Source organism: Glycocaulis sp., from assembly GCF_050485565.1.
GTDB lineage: Bacteria > Pseudomonadota > Alphaproteobacteria > Caulobacterales > Maricaulaceae > Glycocaulis.
This window is the reverse complement of record NZ_JBJHBQ010000005.1, coordinates 187321-206251: the sequence shown is the minus strand read 5'-3', so window position 1 is coordinate 206251 and position 18931 is coordinate 187321. Positions and strand designations below refer to the sequence as shown.

The window sequence follows — 18931 nt, the reverse complement described above, 5'->3', positions numbered from 1 at the left end:
CTTGCTGAACTCGCACCGTTCAGCATCAGGGCCGCGCCATGACTCCTTTCCAGTTCAGAACTGTTCCCCACATCGTTTCCGCGCCCGGCGCAGCATCTGAGCTGGCGCGCCATGCCGCGCCTGCCCTGAAAGGTGCTAAGCGCCTGCTGGTCATCACCGACAAGGGTGTGATGGGGCTCGGCCTGCTCAATGGCGCGCTGGAGGGTCTCAAAGCCGACGGCTTTCAGGTGCATGTCTATGACAAGGTGGTGGCCGATCCGCCTGAAAGCGTCATCGAAGAAGCCGTGGCCGAGGGACGCGAGTTCGGAGCCGAGGCCGTGATCGGCTTTGGCGGGGGCAGTCCGATGGACACCGCCAAGGTGGTCGCGCTGCTGCTGGGTTCAGACCAGCCGCTTTCCGACATGTATGGCATGGACCGTGTGAAGGGCCCGCGCCTGCCGCTTATCCTCATCCCCACCACGGCCGGTACCGGCTCGGAGGTGACGAGCGTGGCTGTCATCACGACGGGGGCGACATCCAAGCGCGGTATTGCCGCTGCGCCGCTTTACGCGGACATGGCGGCGCTGGACGCCGATCTGACGCTGGGGCTTCCAAAGCATATCACAGCGGCGACCGGCATTGATGCCATGGTGCACGCCATCGAAGCCTTTACCGGCAAGCGCTTCAAGAATCCGGTCTCCGATGCGCTGGCGCTGGCGGCCCTGAAAATGCTCCATGCCAATCTGGAACGGGTGTGCAAGGACGGATCAGACCGCGAGGCAAGGGCGGGCATGCTGCTGGGTGCCATGCTGGCGGGGCAGGCGTTTTCCAACTCGCCCGTCGGCGGCGTGCATGCCATGGCCTATCCGCTGGGCGGCATGTTCCATGTGCCGCACGGGCTTTCCAACTCGGTCGTCCTGCCGCCCGTTCTGCGCTTCAACGCCAGCGCGGCTGAAAATCTCTATGCCGAAATCGCGGGCCATATCGGCTTGCAGGCCAGCTCTGCCGGGCTGATCTCCGAGATGGAGCGTATCGCCGATGCAGTAGGAATTGAGCGCCGCCTCTCCCAGCTGGGTATCAGCCATAATGATATTCCGGCCATGGCCGAGGATGTGGCGGCCAATGACCGCCTCCTGCCCAATAATCCCCGGCCCATGGCCTATGGCGATATCGTTGCCATGTATGAGGAAATCCTGTGAGCGGGCGCGAACCACCGGCCCGGCGGCCTGACTATGCCGCGTTTGAGCGTATCGAGACGCGCTGGGCCGATAACGATGTCTACGGCCACATCAACAATGTCACCTATTACGCCTATTTCGACACGGCGGTGAACCGCTGGCTGGTGAAGGCAGGATTGCTGGACATTGCCGCTGGCGATCCCATCGGCCTCGTGGTCGAAACCGGCTGCCGCTATCACGCGCCGGCGGCCTTCCCCGACCGGCTGGAGGCGGGCATACGCGTGGGGCGGCTGGGCAATTCCTCGGTGCGCTACGAGATCGCGATTTTCCACGAGGGCGGGGAGGAGGCCATCGCCGAGGGCCATTTCACCCATGTCTATGTGGACCGCAAAACCCGCCGCCCGGTCTCTCTGCCCGATAGCTGGCGCAAGGCGCTGGAAAAGCTGGCAGGTTAGGGGGCCTCACCCCTCCAGCGGATATTCCGCCTCGATCTCATAGGCGTTGGGTCCGCGCCCGCGCGCATGGCTGGAATAGAGGTGGAAGCGGTCGGCCAGGAAGGGTTCCGACTTCCACAAATTGAGCCGCTCTTCAAATCTCTGCACGCGCGCGATCTCGGCCATGTTCAGGTACGCCACCGTCAGGTGCGGCGTGTAATTGCGCTTTCCCATCTCCATGCCGGCCTTCATCCCCGCGCGGTGACACTGGCGGGCGAGGCGTTCGAGCGGCTCGCCGCCCTCCACCCCCAGCCAGAGCTGGGTGGGGCTGGCCTTGCCGAAATGCCCGGTGCCTTTCAGGCGCAGCTCGAACGGAGCAATGCGTATGAGGGACAGCTCGTGATCGAGCTCGGCGATTACGTCCTCTGGCCACTCGCCATAGAAGGCGAGGGTGATGTGGAAGTTTTCCTCCGGACGCCATTTCGCGCCCGGCACGCCTTTGAGGAGCGGGCTCACCCGCTCGGCGATCTCGTCAGGTATGGGCAGGGCGGCAAAGACACGAAGGGCCATGGCAGCAAATGCGCCACGCAGCGGGGGCAGGGGTCAAGGGCTGCCGCCCATCCCCATTGCATTTGGCGCGCCACAGGCGTATAAGCGCGCCCATCAGGTTCGATGTGCCGGATGGCACTATCGGGCGGCTCTCATCGGGGGCCGCCTTTTTCATTGCCTTTTCGGCCAGTTTGCCGCCCCGGAGCCGTTTTGAGAACACGCAACCGCCAGGACGAGATCATTGCCGCGCTCGCGGACCCGGTCGCTGACGCGATGGGCTATGAGATCGTGCGCATCCGCGTGCTGTCAGGCAAGCGCCAGACCGTGCAGATCATGGCCGAGAAGGCCGATGGCACGATGGATGTGGAAGATTGCGCAAAGCTGTCGCGCGCCCTGTCCGAAGTGTTTGAAACGAACGATCCGATTTCAGGCGAATATGTGCTGGAAGTTTCCTCGCCCGGCATTGACCGCCCGCTGACCATGCTCGCCCATTTTGAACGCTGGGACGGGTTTGAAGCGAAGATCGAACTCGACCGGCTGGTGGAGAACCGCAAGCGCTTCCGCGGCATTCTGGCCGGGATTGAGGGCGAGAACGTGCTGATCGACCTCGAGGGCGAGGACGAGACGGCCATGCTGCCGTTTGAATGGATTGCCGAGGCCCGCCTTGTGCTGACCGATGCGCTGATCGCCGAGAGCCTCAAAGGGCGCGGCGGGGAAGCCCCGGTCTGGACGGACGGGGCCAAAACCGTGAACGACGACACCCAAACCGACAAAACTTCAAAGACCAACAGATAACAGGATACTCATCATGGCCATCGGGGTCAGCGCCAACAGGCTGGAACTTCTGCAGATTGCCCGCGCGGTTGCGCAGGAGAAGATGATTGACGAGCCGCTGGTGCTCGCCGCCATCGAGGAGGCGATCCAGAAAGCGGCGCGCTCGCGCTATGGCAGCGAGCTGGACATACGCTGCTCGATTCATCCCAAGACCGGCGAGATGAAGCTGACGCGCCACACCACCGTGGTCGAGGAGGTCGAGAACGACTCCCAGGAGATCAGCTTGGAAGAAGCCAAGACCATGGACCCCAATGCCGAGATCGGCACCGTGTTCGAGGAAGAGCTGCCGCCGATCGAGTTTGGCCGTGTCGCTTCGCAGACCGCCAAGCAGGTGATCACGCAGAAAGTGCGCGAAGCTGAACGCGAGCGCCAGTACGAGGAATACAAGGACCGTATCGGCGAGATCATCAACGGCATCGTCAAGCGCGTCGAATACGGCAATGCCATTATCGATCTGGGCAAGGCCGAGGGCATTATCCGCCGCAATGACGCCATCCCGCGCGAAGCCCTGCAGCCCAATGACCGCGTGCGCGCCTATATCTACGATGTGCGCACCGAAGTGCGCGGGCCCCAGATTTTCCTGTCGCGTGCGCACCCGGACTTCATGGCCGCCCTGTTCGCGCAGGAAGTGCCGGAAGTCTATGAAGGCATTATCGAAATTCCGCGTGTGGCCCGTGATCCGGGCAGCCGCGCCAAGATTGCCGTCATTTCCAATGACAGCTCCATCGACCCGGTGGGCGCGTGCGTCGGCATGCGCGGCAGCCGCGTGCAGGCGGTCGTCAACGAGCTGGCGGGCGAGAAGATCGACATCATTCCGTGGAATCCCGATCCCGCGACCTTCATCGTCAACGCGCTGCAGCCGGCGGAAGTGGCCAAGGTGGTGCTGGACGAGGAAAACCAGCGCATCGAAGTGGTGGTGCCTGATGACCAGCTCTCGCTGGCCATTGGCCGCCGGGGTCAGAATGTGCGCCTCGCCAGCCAGCTGACCGGCTGGTCGATCGATATCCTGACCGAGGTTGAAGAGAGCGAGCGCCGCCAGAAAGAGTTTGCCGAGCGCACGGCGATCTTCATGGAAGCCCTTGATGTGGACGAGGTCATTGCCCAGCTTCTGGCAACAGAGGGCTTCACCGATGTGGAAGACCTCGCCTTTGTCGAGCTGGACGAAATTGCCGTCATCGAAGGCTTTGATGACGAGACGGCCGAGGAAATCCAGACCCGCGCCCGCGAATATCTCGACAAGCAGGCTGCCGAGCAGGATGCTCGCCGCAAGGAGCTGGGCGTCGAGGATGATGTCCTCGCCATCGAGGGCGTCACCCTGCCGATGGCGGTGAAGTTCGGCGAGAACGAGGTGTTCACGGTCGACGATCTGGCCGGCATGACGCCGGACGACCTGCGCGGCTGGTATGAGACCCGTGACGGTGAGCGTGTGCGCGAGCCGGGCATTCTTGACGGGTTCGATATCGATGCGGCTGAGGCCGAGCGCATGATCATGAAGGCACGCGTCGCGGCCGGGTGGATTTCCGAAGAGGATCTGCCGGTTGAAGAGGCTGACGAAGCTGATGCGGAGGCTGTCGAGGAAGCCGTCGAGGAGGCGCTGGCCGAGGATGGCGAGTTTGACCTTGCCGCGCTTGAGGCCGAAGCAGAACGTCTGGGTGTGGACCTTGAAACCCTCATCAATGCCGGTGAGGACGCTGAGACGGCGGAGGAAGACGAGACAAAGTGAGCCGAGGCGCACGGGAATCGCGCGTGAAGACGCCCCGGACACGGCGCTGTATCGCGAGCGGTGAGACCGCTCACGAAGCGAGCCTGATCCGCGTGGTGGCCGGTCCGGACGGCGTGATCGTGCCGGACATCGCGGCGAAACTGCCCGGACGCGGTGCCTGGATCAGTGCCAGCCGGGAAGCGGTTGCCATCGCGATCCGGCGCAAGGCGTTCCAGCGGGCGTTTGAAGGGCCGGTGACGGTGCCTGACGGGCTGGCAGACGAGATCGAAAGACAGCTGGCTGCACGCGCGCTGTCAATTTTGGGTCTCGCCAGGCGCGCAGGACGGCTCGCAATGGGGTATGATGGTGCCAGAGGTGCCATCACGGCATCGCCTTCGCCGGCCTGGCGCATCGAGGCCAGTGACGGCGCGGCGGACGGGCGGCGCAAGCTGGACCAGCTGGCGCATCGTGCGGCGCCGGACGTGCCTGTGGTGATGTGTTTCAGTGCTGCGGAACTTGGCGCGGCACTGGGACGCTCCGGCGTTGTGCACCTGGTGCTATCACCGGGACCGGAGGCGGCGGCGTTTGGCGTGCTGATGGGAAAACTGGGCGGGTTCCGGCCGGTTGGACCGCAAATGCCGGACGGCCCGGCAGGAGAGAGTTGAAACGGCAGGCAAGCCCGCTAGGTTAGCGGGCCTTTGGCCAGAGCCGGATGGACAAGGCAGTAGGCGTTGCTGCGGCGCAGCGCCTCGATATGCCTTTTTACGCAAGAGCCGCGATGAAAGACGTTTATGAGCGACGCTGACGAACGCAATCCTTCGGGCCGCAAGCCCCTCACCCTCGGCGCACGTACCGGATCGGGCACCGTGCAGCAGAGCTTTGCGCGCGGCCGTTCCAAGGCCGTTGTCGTGGAGAAAAAGCGCAAGCGGGTTGCTCCGGGCGCTGCCGGTGCGCCTGCGGGCAAGGATGCCGGGACACCGTCTGGCAAGCCTGCTGCCAGCGATGCCGACAAGGCCCGCGCGGCGCTGGCCGCCAAGGCCAAGCAGCTGGGTCTTTCCGAGGAAGAGCTGATCCGCCGTCAGCGCGCCATCGCGCGCGCCCGCGCCGAAGCGGACGAGCGTGACGCGAAGAAAAAGGCCGAAGAGGCCGAGCTTGCCCGCAAGGCCGATGAGGACCGCAAGGCGCTTGAAGACCAGCGCAAGCGCGAGGAAGAGGCCCGCAAGGAGGCCGAAGCCCGCAAGCAGGCGGAGGCGGAACGTGCCGCAGCGCCCGATCCGGCCGACATCCCTGTGCCTGTTGATCCCGACACCGCCAAGCCCCAGCGCAAGGTGGTCGACAAGGATGCGCGCGCCAAGGACGAGGCACGCGGCGGCGATAGCGATGATGATGAGGGCCGCGCCAAGAAGAAGCTGGCACCGGCTGCCAAGGCCGCGCCTTCGCGCTCCAAGGATTCCGGTGAGCGCCGCCATAAGGGCCGCCTGACTATTCAGAATCTGGTCGAGGATGATGAGGGCCGCCAGCGCTCGCTCGCCTCGATGCGCCGCGCCCGCGAACGCGAGAAGCAGCGCCGCACGCAAGGTGGCACCGAGCGCGAGAAAGTTGCGCGCGATGTCGTCGTGCCGGAAAGCATCACGGTGCAGGAGCTGGCCAACCGGATGGCGGAACGCGCCGCCGATGTGGTGAAATTCCTGATGAAGCAGGGCCAGATGGTCCGCGCTGTGGACTTCCTTGACGCCGATGATGCCGAGCTGATCGTTGAAGAGTTCGGCCACCGCGTGAAGCGCGTCTCGGACGCGGACGTGGAAGAGGGCTTCATCTCGGCCGATGATGCTGAAGAGACCAAGCAGCCGCGCCCGCCGGTCGTGACCATTATGGGCCACGTTGACCACGGCAAAACGTCGCTTCTCGACGCGCTGCGCTCTACCGACGTGGCAGGCGGTGAGGCCGGCGGCATCACCCAGCATATCGGTGCCTATCAGGTGCAGCTGAAATCTGGCGACAAGATCACCTTCCTGGATACGCCCGGTCACGCGGCCTTCTCCGCGATGCGTGCACGCGGCGCGCAAGCCACCGATATCGTGATCCTGGTGGTGGCCGCTGATGACGGCGTGATGCCGCAGACGGCAGAAGCCATCAATCACGCCAAGGCGGCAGGCGTACCGATGATCGTGGCGGTCAACAAGATCGACAAGCCCGATGCGACGCCGGACAAGGTGCTCAACGAGCTGCTGCAGCACGAGATCGTCACCGAATCCATGGGCGGCGATGTTCAGTTCGTGCCGGTCTCGGCGCTGAAGAAAATCGGCCTGGATGAGCTGACCGACGCGATTTCGCTGCAGGCAGAAATGCTGGAGCTGAAAGCCAATCCGGACCGCTCCGCCGAAGGCATCGTGATCGAGAGCCAGATCGACAAGGGCCGTGGCCCGGTCGCCACCGTTCTGGTCAAGCGCGGCACGCTGAAGCGCGCCGACATCGTTGTCGCCGGCGTGCAATGGGGCAAGGTGCGCGCGCTGACCAATGAGCGCGGCCAGCAGATGAGCGAAGCCGGTCCGTCACTGCCTGCCGAGATTCTCGGCCTGGATGGTGCGCCGGAGCCGGGCGAAGCCTTCTCGGTGGTTGAGAGCGAGGCGCGCGCCCGCGAGATCGTCGATTACCGCATGCGTCAACGCCGCGACAAATCGGGCGGCACGGGCGGCGGCGGCACGTCGCTGGAACAGATGATGGCGCGCCTGCAGCAGAACGAGGTGCAGGAACTGCCCGTCCTCATCAAGGCGGATGTGCAAGGCTCTGCCGAGGCGCTGACCGGCGCGCTGGAGAAAGTGGGCAATGAGGAAGTGCGCGCCCGCGTCATCCATGCGGCTCCGGGCGGTGTGTCAGAGGCCGATGTGCAGCTGGCGAAAGCTTCCGGCGCTCCGATCTTTGCCTTCAATGTGCGCGCCAACAAGCAGGCGCGAGACCTCGCCGAGCAGGAAAAGGTCGAAATCCGCTATTACTCGATCATCTATGATGTGATCGACGACGTGAAGAAGGCACTGGAAGGTCTTTTGGCGCCGGAGAAACGCGAAACCTTCATCGGTTACGCCGAGATTCTGGAAGTCTTCAACATCACCAAGCTGGGCAAGGTGGCTGGTTGCCGCGTGACCGAGGGCGTGGTGCGCCGCGGCTGCGGTGTGCGCCTGCTGCGCAATGACACCGTTATCCATGAAGGTGAGCTCTCCACGCTCAAGCGCTTCAAGGACGAGGTCAATGAAGTGCGTGCCGGTACCGAATGCGGCATGGGCTTTGTCGGCTATCAGGACCTGCAAAAGGGCGACCAGATCGAGTGCTTCACCGTGGAGGAGATCGAGCGCAAGCTCTGAGCCTTCCGGGTTTGACGGACGATTGGCAGACCCCGGCTGGCAACGGCCGGGGTTTTTCATTGGCGGCAGGGCGAACCCCGCTTTAAGGGAACGCCGGACCGCCAAGCCGTGTTGAAGACAGACCGCCGCAGAATACAGAGGAAGCCGCATGAACGCCTCTCTTGTTTTCCCGATTATCATGGTTGTTGTCGCTGGCGCGGCTGTGGCGACGCAGCCTGCCTTCAACGCCCAGCTTGCCGCCCTGCTGGGCTCGCCCCTGCGCGCCGCGCTGGTGAATTTTAGTGCCGGGGCGCTTGTCATGCTGGGCGCGGTAAGCGTGTTTGTGCTGAGAAATGGTCTGCCGAGCCGGGAAACCCTGGCCTCGGTCCCGCCCCATCTGTGGATCGCCGGAGGGGCGCTTGGCGCGCTGTTCGTGACAACCGCCATGTGGGCAACCCCGAAAATCGGGGTGGGCGCGTTCTTCGCGGTCCTTATCGCTGCCCAGCTGATTGCGGCGCTGGCCATGGATCATTTCGGGCTTCTGGACCTTGATGTGCGTCCGGCAAATCTGGTGCGTATCGGCGGCGTGCTCCTTCTGGTGGCCGGCGCTATCATGGTGGTGCGCGGCTGAGCGGCTTGCCAGCGCGCGCTTCTGCGCGTATCACCCGCCCCCTTCTCAAGGGTGCCCCGGTTCAATCCCGGCGCGTCCTGCGCGGAAACGAGGTGCAGACCCATGAAAGTCCAATCCCAGAGACAGCTGCGCGCCGGTGAACTGGTGCGCCGTGCGCTGGCCGATATCATCGCCGAAGGCGCGATCCATGATCCGGCCGTGGCAGGGTTGCCGGTGACCGTCACCGAGGCGCGCATGAGCCCTGATCTGCGCCATGCGACCGTGTTTGTTGCCGCCATGGGCCAGGCCGACCGGGTGAAGCTGGCAAAGGCGCTCGATCATGCGTCAGGCTATCTCCAGCGCGAGCTGGCCCGGCGTATCGATCTGCGCTTTACGCCGAAGCTGCGCTTTGAAGCCGATGACCGCTTCGACGAGGCCGCCCATGTCGACGAGGTGCTCGCGCGCCCGCACGTGAAGCGCGATCTGGACTGATAGGCATGGCACGCAGGAAAAAGGGTAATCCGGTCGATGGCTGGGTCTTGCTGGACAAGCCCGCCGAGATGACCTCGACGCAGGCCGTGTCTGCGGTGCGGCGCATTTTTGATGCCCGCAAGGCCGGCCATGCCGGCACGCTCGATCCGCTGGCGACGGGCCTGTTGCCGATTGCGCTGGGTGAAGCCACGAAGACCGTGCCGTTCGCGCAGGACGGCATGAAGACCTACCGCTTCACCATTCGCTGGGGCATTTCCACCGATACGCTGGACGCCGAAGGCGAGGAGACAGCCGCGAGCGATGTGCGCCCTGCGCGCGCGGCCATCGAGGCTGTCCTGCCGCGCTTTGTCGGCGAGATAGACCAGATACCGCCTGCCTTCTCGGCCATTCGTGTGGATGGCGCGCGCGCCTATGATCTGGCGCGCGCAGGCGAGACGGTAGAGCTGGAAGCGCGCAGGGTGCGCATTGATGCGGTATCCCTGCTCGATACCCCGTCGGCGGACCTGGCTGTTCTGGAAATGCAGTGTAGCAAAGGCACTTATGTGCGCTCGCTGGTGCGTGATATCGCGGCGGCGCTGGGGGCGGAGGGTCATGTCGCCGCGCTGCGCCGGGTGGCGGTTGGGCCGTTTGATATCGCGGATGCCATCACGCTGGCCGATCTCGATGGGCTGAAAGCTGAGGGGCGCGAGGCGCAAGCGCTCGAGCCGGTCCATGCCGCTGCCAGCGATCTGCCGGTACTGGATGTAACCCCTGATCAGGTGGCTTACTTACGCCAGGGCCGGGCCATTGTGGTGCCGCCGCGCCGGGTGGAAGCGCTGCGGGCGCTGCGCTGCGAGCGGATGATAGGTGACCGGGACTGTTCGCGCTCGGTACTGGCCATGGACGGCGATGAGCCGGTGGCCATTGGCGACCTTCAGGCAGGCAAGCTCTCGCCCTGGCGGGTATTCGCGGCGTCCGGTGCCTGATCCTCGCGCGGAGTTGACCAGCGAAATCCCCTTACACGCCTTGCTATCGGTACACTTTGCGTCCATAAGCACCGCGCATGACTGCCGACCTTGCTGGACGGTGCCCTGGCAAGGCCGGAAATGACCGGCACTGAGGAGATGACTTATGTCAATCACTGCAGAGCGCAAAGCTGCGCTCATCAAGGAATATGCCCGTGAGGCCAACGACACCGGTTCGCCGGAGGTTCAGGTGGCCGTGCTCTCCGAGCGCATCGCCAACCTCACCGAGCATTTCAAGACTCACAAGAAGGACAATCACTCGCGCCGGGGCCTGCTCAAGCTCGTCTCCCAGCGCCGCCGCCTTCTTGACTATCTGGCCCGCATTGACGAACCGCGTTACCGGGTCCTGATCGCAAAGCTGGGCCTGCGCCGCTAGGCTCTGCTTCCCTTCAACGCCGGTCACCTCTGGTGACCGGCGTTTCCTTAAGGGGCCATGATGGTCATGGTCCTGTCCGTACGTACGAGAGAACATGTTCAATATTCAAAAAGAGACGATCGACTGGGCTGGACGCCAGCTCACCATTGAAACCGGCCGTATGGCCCGCCAGGCGACCGGATCGGTTCTGGTCACTTACGGCGAGACAAGTGTGCTCGCGACCGCCGTGGCGATGAAACAGGTCAAGGACGGTATCGACTTCTTCCCGCTGACCGTGAACTACCAGGAAAAATACTTCGCAGCCGGCAAGATCCCCGGCGGCTTCTTCAAGCGCGAAGGCCGTCCGACCGATAAAGAGACGCTGACCTCGCGCCTCATCGACCGGCCGATCCGCCCGCTCTTCCCCAAAGGCTTCAAGAACGACACGCAGGTCATGCTGACCGTCCTGTCGCACGACATGGAAAACGATCCTGATATCGTGGCCATGGTCGGCGCGTCGGCGGCGCTGGTTCTGTCCGGCCTGCCCTTCCTCGGTCCCATCGGCGCTGCGCGCGTGGGTTACAAGGATGGCAGCTATGTCATCAACCCGACCATCGATGAGATGAAAGAGTCCGATCTTGATCTGGTTGTCGCCGGTACGGGCGACGCCGTGATGATGGTTGAGTCCGAAGCGAAAGAACTGACCGAAGAGGTCATGCTCGGCGCGGTGATGGCCGGCCACGAGGCTTTCCAGCCCGTGATCGACATGATCATCCGCCTGGCGGAAAAAGCGGCGAAAGAGCCGTGGGACTTCGTGCCGGAAGACCATTCCGAGCTGGAAGCCAAGGTCCAGAAGCTCGTCGGCAAGGACATCGCCAAGGCCTACACCATCAAGGACAAGACCGAGCGCTACGCGGCGGTCGGCGCCGCCAAGGAAAAGGCAATCGCGGAACTAGCCCTGTCGGAAGCCAATCCGGACGGTGTTGATCCGGCGGTGCTCAAAGGCGTGCTCAAAGACGTGGAAGCGTCTGTCGTGCGCGGCGGCATCATCAAGACAGGCAAGCGCATTGACGGCCGCAAGCTCGATGATGTGCGCGCCATCGTGTCGGAAGCGGGCATACTGCCGCGCACGCACGGGTCTGCCCTCTTTACCCGCGGTGAAACGCAGGCGCTGTGCGTTGCCACGCTCGGCACCGGCGAAGACGAGCAGATGATCGACGATCTGACGGGGATGTATAAGGAGCGCTTCATGCTCCACTACAACTTCCCGCCCTATTCGGTCGGTGAGACCTCGTTCCGTCTGGCTCCGGGCCGCCGCGAAATCGGCCATGGCAAGCTGGCCTGGCGGGCCATGCGCGCTGTTCTGCCGAGCGCGGAAGACTTCCCCTACACGATCCGTCTGGTCTCCGAGATCACCGAGTCCAATGGCTCGTCCTCGATGGCGACGGTGTGTGGTTCATCCCTCGCGCTGATGGATGCCGGTGTGCCGATCAAGCGTCCGGTTTCGGGCATAGCCATGGGTCTCATCAAGGACCCCGAAGGCATTGCCGTTCTCTCCGACATTCTCGGTGATGAAGACCATCTGGGCGATATGGACTTCAAGGTGGCCGGTACCGAAGTTGGTATCACCTCGCTGCAGATGGACATCAAGATCGCCGGCATCACCAAGGAGATCATGGAAACCGCGCTTAGCCAGGCTCATGCCGGGCGCGCCCATATCCTTGCCGAGATGAACAAGGCGCTCACCGGTGCCCGCGGCGAGCTGGCCGATACCGCGCCGCGCATCGAGCAGATGAAAATCCCGGTCGACAAGATCCGGGACGTCATCGGCACGGGCGGCAAGGTGATCCGCGAGATTGTGGAGAAAACCGGTGCCAAGGTGAATGTCGAAGACGATGGCACGATCAAGATTGCTTCGTCGGACGCAGGCTCCATCAAGGCGGCCCGCGACTGGATCCACTCGCTGACGGCTGAGCCGGAGCAGGGCGCGATCTATCAGGGCAAGGTGGTCAAGGTCATGGACTTTGGTGCCTTCGTGAACTTCTTTGGCGCGCGTGACGGCCTCGTGCACGTCTCGCAGCTGAAAGCCGAGCGCGTCAATCACCCCAACGATGTCGTCAAGGAAGGCGATTCTGTCTGGGTAAAGCTCATGGGCTTTGACGACCGGGGCAAGGTGAAACTGTCGATGAAGGTGGTGAACCAGGACACCGGCGAGGAAATTGCCGCCGAGGGCGACGCCGCGTAAGCGCTGTCACACCCTGCCTGAAACAAGAAAACCCCGGACGGAAACGTCCGGGGTTTTTTTGGTGTTCTGGCTCGACCCGCGTCCACCTTTTTGCAATCAGCTGCGCGGGTTTCTTTTGGATCCCCGGTCAAGCCGGGGAACCCGGTCTGGAGGTTCCGGCTCCACATTCCGGGGTCCCCGCCCCCGAGCGGGGACCCAGTACCCGCATGTTTGCAAAACAAAGCCCCGGACGTTTCCATCCGGGGCTTTGCATTCATATCACTACGGAAGGTCCCTACGCCGCGGCGCGCTGGCGCAGGACGTAGTGCAGGATGCCGCCGTTTTTGAAGTAGTCGAGCTCGTTTTCGGTATCGATGGCGGCGCGCAGCGTCACCGTCTTGGAGGTGCCGTCAGACGAGGTGATGACCGCCTTCACATCGGCGCGCGGGGTGATGGCCGACACGCCGTCCAGCGTCACCGTCTCATCGCCTTTGAGGCCCAGCGAAGACCAGCTCTGCCCGTCCTTGAAGACCAGCGGCAATACGCCCATGCCGATGAGGTTGGAGCGGTGAATACGCTCAAAGCTCTCGGTGATGACGGCGCGCACGCCCAGAAGGCGCGTGCCTTTGGCTGCCCAGTCGCGCGAGGAGCCGGTGCCGTATTCCTTGCCGCCAAAGACGACCAGCGGACGGTTTTCCTCGGCGTATTTCATCGCCGCGTCATAGATCGCCATCTGCTCGCCCGACGGATAGTGGATCGTCACGCCGCCTTCGACGCCCGGCACCATCTGGTTCTTGATGCGGATATTGGCAAATGTGCCGCGCATCATCACGTCATGATGGCCCCGGCGCGCGCCGTAGGAGTTGAACTCCAGCGGTTCGACGCCATTGGTCTGTAGCCATTTGCCTGCCGGGCTTGCCGCCTTGATGGAGCCGGCCGGCGAGATGTGGTCGGTGGTGATGGAATCGCCAAACAGGCCAAGGATGCGCGCATCCTTGATGTCAGACGGCGGGGTCACGTCCGTCGTCATGCCTTCAAAGAAGGGCGGGTTGGCGACATAGGTGGAGTCCGGCCAATCGTAAGTGAGGCCCGAACCGCTTTCGATGCCCTGCCAGTACTCATCACCCTTGAAGACGTCGGCATAGCGGCTGGCGAACATGTCCGGCGTGACGGCTGAGCGGACCACTTCGGCGATCTCGGCGGACGTCGGCCAGATGTCCTTCAGGTAAACCGGCTCATTGCCCTCATCATAGCCGATCGGGTCTTCGGTGAGGTTGATATTCATCGTGCCGGCGAGCGCATAGGCGACGACCAGAGGCGGGCTTGCCAGATAGTTGGCGCGCACGTCCGGATTCACCCGGCCTTCAAAGTTGCGGTTGCCCGACAGGACCGAGCACGCCACCAGATCGCCCTCGGCAATCGCCTTGGAGATCTTTTCAGGCAGCGGGCCGGAATTGCCGATACAGGTCGTGCAGCCATAGCCGACGAGATTGAAGCCCAGCGCATCGAGATCATCTTGCAGACCGGCGCGGGCGAGGTAGTCGGTGACGACCTGTGAACCCGGCGCCAGCGAGGTTTTCACCCAGGGCTGGACTTTCAGGCCGCGTTTGACCGCGTTGCGGGCGACAAGCCCTGCGCCCAGCATGACGGACGGGTTGGAGGTGTTGGTGCACGAGGTGATGGCCGCGATTACCACGCTGCCATGGCCGACCGAGTATTCCTCGCCCTCGACGCGCACCTGACGGCCGCCGTCCTCAAGTTTCTTGAATTCGCTATCGAGCACTTGCGCGAACTCGTCAGCGGCATCGGAGAGGGCCACGCGGTCCTGCGGGCGCTTCGGCCCGGCGAGCGACGGCTCGACGGACGCCAGATCAAGGTGGAGAGTGTCGGTATAGACCGGCTCGTCAGTGCGTTCCGGGCGGAACATGCCCTGAGCGCGCGAGTATTCCTTGACCAGCTTGACGCGCGAGGCATCGCGGCCCGTGGAGGCGAGATATTCGATCGTCTCGTTATCGACGGGGAAGAAGCCGCAGGTCGCGCCGTATTCGGGCGCCATATTGGCGATGGTGGCGGCGTCTTCCAGCGACAGATTGTCGATGCCCGCGCCGTAGAATTCCACGAATTTGCCGACCACGCCCTTCTTGCGCAGCATCTGCACGACGGTCAGCACCAGATCGGTGGCGGTCGCGCCTTCAGGCAGCTTGCCGGTCAGTTTGAAGCCGATGACTTCGGGGATCAGCATGGAGACAGGCTGGCCAAGCATGGCCGCTTCGGCCTCGATACCGCCCACGCCCCAGCCGAGCACCGCCATGCCGTTAACCATGGTGGTGTGGCTGTCGGTACCGACCAGCGTGTCCGGGAAGGCGTAGGTGACGCCGTCCTCATCCTTCGTCCAGACGGTCTGGGCGAGGTATTCGAGGTTCACCTGGTGGCAGATGCCGGTGCCGGGCGGAACGACGCGGAAATTGTCGAACGCGCTCGCGCCCCATTTGAGGAATTTGTAGCGCTCGCCATTGCGCTCATACTCGCGCTCCACATTGCGCTTGAAGCTGTCGGCGGTGCCGAACACGTCAACCATCACCGAATGGTCGATAACCAGATCAACCGGCACCAGCGGGTTGACGCTTTTCGGATCACCACCCAGCGCTTTGGTGGCGTCGCGCATGGCAGCCAGGTCCACAACGGCCGGAACGCCGGTGAAATCCTGCATCAGCACGCGCGCGGGGCGGTACTGGATTTCGTGACTGGATTTGCCGGTCTTCGTCCATTCGGCCACGGCCTGAATATCAGCCTTCGTAACGGTGGAGCCGTCTTCAAAGCGCAGCAGGTTCTCCAGCAACACTTTGAGCGTGTAGGGCAGTTTCGACGCGCCGGTAAGGCCGTTCTTCTCCGCCTCTTTCAGGTCGAAATACTGGTAGGATTTGCCGTCTACGATCATTTCGCGGCGGCATTTGAAGCTGTCCAGAGAAGCCATGTCACATCCTTAATCGCGGGTCTGCCCTGCCGATGGTGCGGGGAGAGGGATATCCCGCGATCCGGCTCGTCAGGCTTAAGAGGAGACGGTTTCCGGCGGGTTGCGCATGTCGATGAGCAAATCCGGCGCGAAAGCCGTCCTTGGCGCGCCTTTTAGCCCTGCTTCCCCTGCGCTGCAATGCATCAAGGCGCTATTTGATCGTCCTGTGGTCGATATTGCCCCATTCCGTGCGCGCACATATTGCGCTAGGGGCTTAACGATGAGCGTCTCCGCCCGTGACATCGCCGCCAATCTTGGCGTTCAGAGCCTCACCCTGTCGCGGGGCGGGCGCGCGCTGGTGCGTGATCTCTCCTTCACGCTCGCACCCGGCGAAGCGCTGGTGCTGACCGGACCCAATGGCACTGGCAAGACAACGCTATTGCGCGCGATTGCGGGCCTTGTCCGGCCTGATGCCGGCACGATCACTGCCCCGCCTCTGGCGTATCTTGGTCATGGCGATGCGCTCAAACCTGCCGAGACGGTGCGTGAGGCCATCCGCTTTGCTGCCCGCCTGCACGGGGCTGGCGATGGCGGTGCCGCGCTGGAGGCGATGGGGCTTTCAAAACTGGTGTTTCGCGCCTGCGGCCAGCTTTCTGCCGGGCAGAAGCGCCGCCTTGCCATCGCGCGGCTGACGCTGGAAGCAAAAGCCCGGCTCTGGCTGATGGATGAGCCGGCGGCACCGCTGGATGGTGACGGCAAGGCGCTGCTGGGAGCTCTGGTGGCGGATTTCCGTGCGGGCGGCGGCATGGTCATCGCCGCCACACACGCTGATCTGGGCTGGGGCGATGTGCGCATGATGGAGATGGGCGCATGAGCGCGTTTCTGGCTGTCTTCGTGCGCGAATGGCGACTGGCCGCTGCGGGCGGCGGCGGACCGGCCGGGCCTGCCGCCTTCATGCTGGCCGCGCTGGCCCTGGTGCCGCTGGCCATCGGGCCGGACGCGGACATATTGCGCGCGGCCGCTCCCGGGGTCATCGCCTTTGCGGCCCTCTTGGCGAGCCTGCAGGGGGCAGAGCGCCTGTTTGGCGATGATCTCTCCGATGGCACGCTGGAGCTTTATGCGCTCTCGCCGGTCTCTCTCACCGCGCTGTCGGCCATCAAGGCGGCAGCCTATGTCAGCGCCGTGCTGTGGCCTGCGCCCCTGATCGGGTTTGTCGCGGCTATGGCCTATGGCATGGACGGGGCCAGCGCGGCCGCGCTCAGTATCGGCCTTGTGCTGGCCTTGCCGGGCCTCGCGCTAGTGTCAGGCTTTGCCGGTGCGCTGGCGGCGGGGGTAAAGCGCTCAGGGCTTCTCATTGCGCTGATCGCCGCGCCGCTGCAGGTGCCGCTACTGGTGTTTGTGGCCGGTGCCGGCCGCGCCGCGCTGGAAGGGACGGGCCTTGCGGGCACGAACCTGATGCTGGCAGGCGCGTTCTCGCTGGCCGCGCTGGCGCTGGCTCCGTTCGGCATGGCGGCTGCGCTGAGAGGGCGGCTGGAGTAGGGAAGGTGTCATCCTCCGGTCGCGAAGCGATCCGGGGGACCCATGCCTCTATTAGGCCCGCAACGCATCCGCGTTGCGATGTTCCGCGAATACCCGCCTGCGCGGGCACAGGCAGTCGCGGGCGCGCGTTCGCGCTTTTCAGGCCGCCATGCGGCCCGTAAGGCCAAAGGCTGCCCGAGCCCGTGCGAGGACCAACCCCACGGATGTGGGGGAGGACAAACGAAAAGGTGCGGCGCTGCGTCCGCTTGCAGATGATTGATCCTCAGACTAGGTGAAGTCCCATGTGGAGCGCCTTTGCCAATCCGGAGCGTTTTGAGCGTCTCGCCGCGCGCCTTGTGCCGTGGTTCGGCTGGGGCGCAGCGATCCTGTTTGCCATCGGCCTGCCCTGGGCGCTGATCGTCTCCCCGCCGGACTATCAGCAGGGCGATACGGTGCGCATCATGTATGTGCACGTACCATCGGCCTGGCTCTCCATGGCGGCCTATGCGGGGCTTGGCGGGGCGAGCTTTGTCTACTTCATCTGGCGCCACAATATCGCAGACCTTGCCGCGCAGGCGCTGGCGCCCATCGGGGCGGTCTTTGCCTTCCTGACGCTAGTGACGGGATCGCTCTGGGGCCGGCCCATGTGGGGGACGTGGTGGGAGTGGGATGCGCGCCTTACCTCCATGCTGGTCCTGTTCCTTTTGTATCTGGGATACATGGCGCTGCGCGCAGCGATAGAGGATGAGCGCCTCGCCGCGCGCGCAGGGGCAATCCTGGCCATGGCCGGGCTCATCAATCTGCCCATCATCAAATTCTCCGTGGACTGGTGGAATACGCTGCATCAGCCGGCCAGCGTCATCCGGCTTGACGGCCCGACCATCCATGCCAGCCAGCTCTGGCCGCTATTGGTGATGGCACTGGCGTTTACGGCGCTGATGACCGCGCTCGTCTTCATGAATGTGCGCAATATGAGCCTTGCCAAACGCGCCGAGGCGCGCGCACGGCGCAAGATCGAAGGCGGGGACAGCTGATGGCGGAATTTCTCTCCATGGGCGGCCACGCAGTATGGGTGTGGAGCTGTTACGCCCTTACCGCTGGCGGCGTTGCGCTGCTGATCTGGCTCAGCTTTCGTCAGCGGGCGAAGGCGCGTGAATGGCAGAAGCTGTCCGGGGACCGCCAGCCATGAGCCGCATCGTGTTCTGGGCGCCGCTCGGTGCCATAGCCCTGCTGCTGGCCGTCTTTGCCATCGCGCTGACCGGGCGTGAAGGCACGCCGGGCGATGCCATGACGGGCCGGGCGCTGCCGGAGCTTCCGGTTACGGAATTTGGCGCAGGCTTTGCCCACTTTGACCCCGAAACAATCGAGGGGCCGTACCTGCTGAATTTCTGGGCGAGCTGGTGCGGGCCGTGCGAGATCGAGCATCCGCTGCTGGAAGAGCTGGCGGCAGGCGGCATTCCCATTCACGGCATCACTTATGCCGACCGGCCGGAAAACTCCCGCGCCTTCCTTGCCCGGCTGGGTAATCCGTTCACGACGCTGGCGGCGGACCATGAGCGCCGCGCAGCGCTGGAGCTGGGCGTGACCGGCGCGCCGGAAACCTTCATCATCGATGGTGAGGGCATTATCCGCGCGCGCTGGCGCGGGGCAATCACGCCGGAAATCTGGCAGCGCAGGCTGGAGCCTGTGTGGAATGCTGCGGTGAGAGAAGCCGAGCTAGGCGGGTAGCAGTTCTCAGGAACGCTTTTCCGAACCGCAAAA

Annotated in this window: 18 protein-coding genes; 16 read left to right on the top strand and 2 right to left on the bottom strand. The window is 63.9% G+C overall.

The genetic code is table 11. The features are described 5' to 3' along the window. The first annotated feature begins 38 nt into the window (after positions 1-38). Positions 39-1178: an iron-containing alcohol dehydrogenase gene (locus tag ACQ5ID_RS07745; protein WP_429911877.1), complete on the top strand. Its 1140-nt coding sequence runs from the start codon at positions 39-41 to the stop codon at positions 1176-1178. Further along, positions 1175-1612, top strand: coding sequence for an acyl-CoA thioesterase (locus ACQ5ID_RS07740; protein WP_429911876.1), 438 nt, complete (start codon positions 1175-1177; stop codon positions 1610-1612). The genes ACQ5ID_RS07745 and ACQ5ID_RS07740 overlap by 4 nt, the downstream gene beginning before the upstream one ends. Before the next feature lie 6 nt (positions 1613-1618). On the opposite strand, the gene thpR is transcribed toward ACQ5ID_RS07740, so the two are convergent. Then, positions 1619-2161, bottom strand: coding sequence for an RNA 2',3'-cyclic phosphodiesterase (gene thpR, locus ACQ5ID_RS07735; RefSeq protein WP_429911875.1), 543 nt, complete (start codon positions 2159-2161; stop codon positions 1619-1621). A 189-nt stretch (positions 2162-2350) separates the two neighbouring features. Between thpR and rimP the strand changes: the two genes are divergently transcribed. From rimP to pnp, 9 genes are all read left to right on the top strand, one after another. Continuing rightward, positions 2351-2935, top strand: coding sequence for a ribosome maturation factor RimP (rimP, locus tag ACQ5ID_RS07730; RefSeq protein ID WP_429911874.1), 585 nt, complete (start codon positions 2351-2353; stop codon positions 2933-2935). Between the two features lie 13 nt (positions 2936-2948). Beyond that, positions 2949-4697, top strand: a complete 1749-nt coding sequence (nusA, locus tag ACQ5ID_RS07725) for a transcription termination factor NusA (protein WP_429911873.1) — start codon at positions 2949-2951, stop codon at positions 4695-4697. Between the two features lie 23 nt (positions 4698-4720). Beyond that, a complete protein-coding gene (locus tag ACQ5ID_RS07720; protein WP_429911872.1) occupies positions 4721-5341 on the top strand; it encodes an RNA-binding protein in 621 nt (206 codons plus the stop codon). A 126-nt stretch (positions 5342-5467) separates the two neighbouring features. Further along, a complete protein-coding gene (gene infB / locus ACQ5ID_RS07715) occupies positions 5468-8035 on the top strand; it encodes a translation initiation factor IF-2 (protein WP_429911871.1) in 2568 nt (855 codons plus the stop codon). Between the two features lie 148 nt (positions 8036-8183). Next, positions 8184-8645: a DMT family transporter gene (locus ACQ5ID_RS07710; protein WP_429911870.1), complete on the top strand. Its 462-nt coding sequence runs from the start codon at positions 8184-8186 to the stop codon at positions 8643-8645. A 102-nt stretch (positions 8646-8747) separates the two neighbouring features. After that, positions 8748-9116: a 30S ribosome-binding factor RbfA gene (gene rbfA / locus ACQ5ID_RS07705; protein ID WP_429911869.1), complete on the top strand. Its 369-nt coding sequence runs from the start codon at positions 8748-8750 to the stop codon at positions 9114-9116. Positions 9117-9121: 5 nt separating this feature from the next. After that, positions 9122-10081 carry a tRNA pseudouridine(55) synthase TruB gene (gene truB / locus ACQ5ID_RS07700; protein ID WP_429911868.1) on the top strand — a complete coding sequence of 320 codons (960 nt, stop codon included), beginning with the start codon at positions 9122-9124 and terminating at the stop codon, positions 10079-10081. Between the two features lie 145 nt (positions 10082-10226). Further along, the gene (rpsO, locus tag ACQ5ID_RS07695) at positions 10227-10496 is read left to right on the top strand and encodes a 30S ribosomal protein S15 (RefSeq protein WP_188450554.1); all 270 of its coding nucleotides are present in this window, start codon (positions 10227-10229) and stop codon (positions 10494-10496) included. A 94-nt stretch (positions 10497-10590) separates the two neighbouring features. Continuing rightward, on the top strand, positions 10591-12720 hold the full coding sequence (pnp, locus tag ACQ5ID_RS07690) for a polyribonucleotide nucleotidyltransferase (protein WP_429911867.1): 2130 nt from the start codon (positions 10591-10593) through the stop codon (positions 12718-12720). 274 nt (positions 12721-12994) lie between these two features. Here the strand turns inward: pnp and acnA are convergent, their stop codons facing one another. After that, positions 12995-15673, bottom strand: coding sequence for an aconitate hydratase AcnA (acnA, locus tag ACQ5ID_RS07685; protein WP_429911866.1), 2679 nt, complete (start codon positions 15671-15673; stop codon positions 12995-12997). A 259-nt stretch (positions 15674-15932) separates the two neighbouring features. On the opposite strand from acnA, the gene ccmA reads away from it, so the two are divergent. From ccmA to ACQ5ID_RS07660, 5 genes are all read left to right on the top strand, one after another. Then, positions 15933-16526: a heme ABC exporter ATP-binding protein CcmA gene (gene ccmA, locus ACQ5ID_RS07680; RefSeq protein WP_429911865.1), complete on the top strand. Its 594-nt coding sequence runs from the start codon at positions 15933-15935 to the stop codon at positions 16524-16526. Continuing rightward, the gene (locus tag ACQ5ID_RS07675) at positions 16523-17191 is read left to right on the top strand and encodes a heme exporter protein CcmB (protein ID WP_429911864.1); all 669 of its coding nucleotides are present in this window, start codon (positions 16523-16525) and stop codon (positions 17189-17191) included. The genes ccmA and ACQ5ID_RS07675 overlap by 4 nt, the downstream gene beginning before the upstream one ends. A 281-nt stretch (positions 17192-17472) precedes the next feature. Beyond that, positions 17473-18204, top strand: coding sequence for a heme ABC transporter permease (locus ACQ5ID_RS07670; protein WP_429911863.1), 732 nt, complete (start codon positions 17473-17475; stop codon positions 18202-18204). Continuing rightward, positions 18204-18359 carry a heme exporter protein CcmD gene (gene ccmD / locus ACQ5ID_RS07665; protein WP_429911862.1) on the top strand — a complete coding sequence of 52 codons (156 nt, stop codon included), beginning with the start codon at positions 18204-18206 and terminating at the stop codon, positions 18357-18359. Before ACQ5ID_RS07670 ends, ccmD begins: the two co-directional genes overlap by 1 nt. Continuing rightward, positions 18356-18898, top strand: a complete 543-nt coding sequence (locus ACQ5ID_RS07660) for a DsbE family thiol:disulfide interchange protein (protein ID WP_429911861.1) — start codon at positions 18356-18358, stop codon at positions 18896-18898. Before ccmD ends, ACQ5ID_RS07660 begins: the two co-directional genes overlap by 4 nt. The last annotated feature ends 33 nt before the right edge of the window (positions 18899-18931 follow it).

Coding starts and splice junctions, on each gene's coding strand:
- thpR (WP_429911875.1), bottom strand. CDS start 2,161: ATGGCCCTTCGTGTCTTTGCCGCCCTGCCCATACCTGACGAGATCGCC.
- ACQ5ID_RS07660 (WP_429911861.1), top strand. CDS start 18,356: ATGAGCCGCATCGTGTTCTGGGCGCCGCTCGGTGCCATAGCCCTGCTG.
- ACQ5ID_RS07710 (WP_429911870.1), top strand. CDS start 8,184: ATGAACGCCTCTCTTGTTTTCCCGATTATCATGGTTGTTGTCGCTGGC.
- rbfA (WP_429911869.1), top strand. CDS start 8,748: ATGAAAGTCCAATCCCAGAGACAGCTGCGCGCCGGTGAACTGGTGCGC.
- truB (WP_429911868.1), top strand. CDS start 9,122: ATGGCACGCAGGAAAAAGGGTAATCCGGTCGATGGCTGGGTCTTGCTG.
- acnA (WP_429911866.1), bottom strand. CDS start 15,673: ATGGCTTCTCTGGACAGCTTCAAATGCCGCCGCGAAATGATCGTAGAC.
- ccmA (WP_429911865.1), top strand. CDS start 15,933: ATGAGCGTCTCCGCCCGTGACATCGCCGCCAATCTTGGCGTTCAGAGC.
- ACQ5ID_RS07675 (WP_429911864.1), top strand. CDS start 16,523: ATGAGCGCGTTTCTGGCTGTCTTCGTGCGCGAATGGCGACTGGCCGCT.
- ACQ5ID_RS07745 (WP_429911877.1), top strand. CDS start 39: ATGACTCCTTTCCAGTTCAGAACTGTTCCCCACATCGTTTCCGCGCCC.
- pnp (WP_429911867.1), top strand. CDS start 10,591: ATGTTCAATATTCAAAAAGAGACGATCGACTGGGCTGGACGCCAGCTC.
- rpsO (WP_188450554.1), top strand. CDS start 10,227: ATGTCAATCACTGCAGAGCGCAAAGCTGCGCTCATCAAGGAATATGCC.
- nusA (WP_429911873.1), top strand. CDS start 2,949: ATGGCCATCGGGGTCAGCGCCAACAGGCTGGAACTTCTGCAGATTGCC.
- infB (WP_429911871.1), top strand. CDS start 5,468: ATGAGCGACGCTGACGAACGCAATCCTTCGGGCCGCAAGCCCCTCACC.
- ccmD (WP_429911862.1), top strand. CDS start 18,204: ATGGCGGAATTTCTCTCCATGGGCGGCCACGCAGTATGGGTGTGGAGC.
- ACQ5ID_RS07670 (WP_429911863.1), top strand. CDS start 17,473: ATGTGGAGCGCCTTTGCCAATCCGGAGCGTTTTGAGCGTCTCGCCGCG.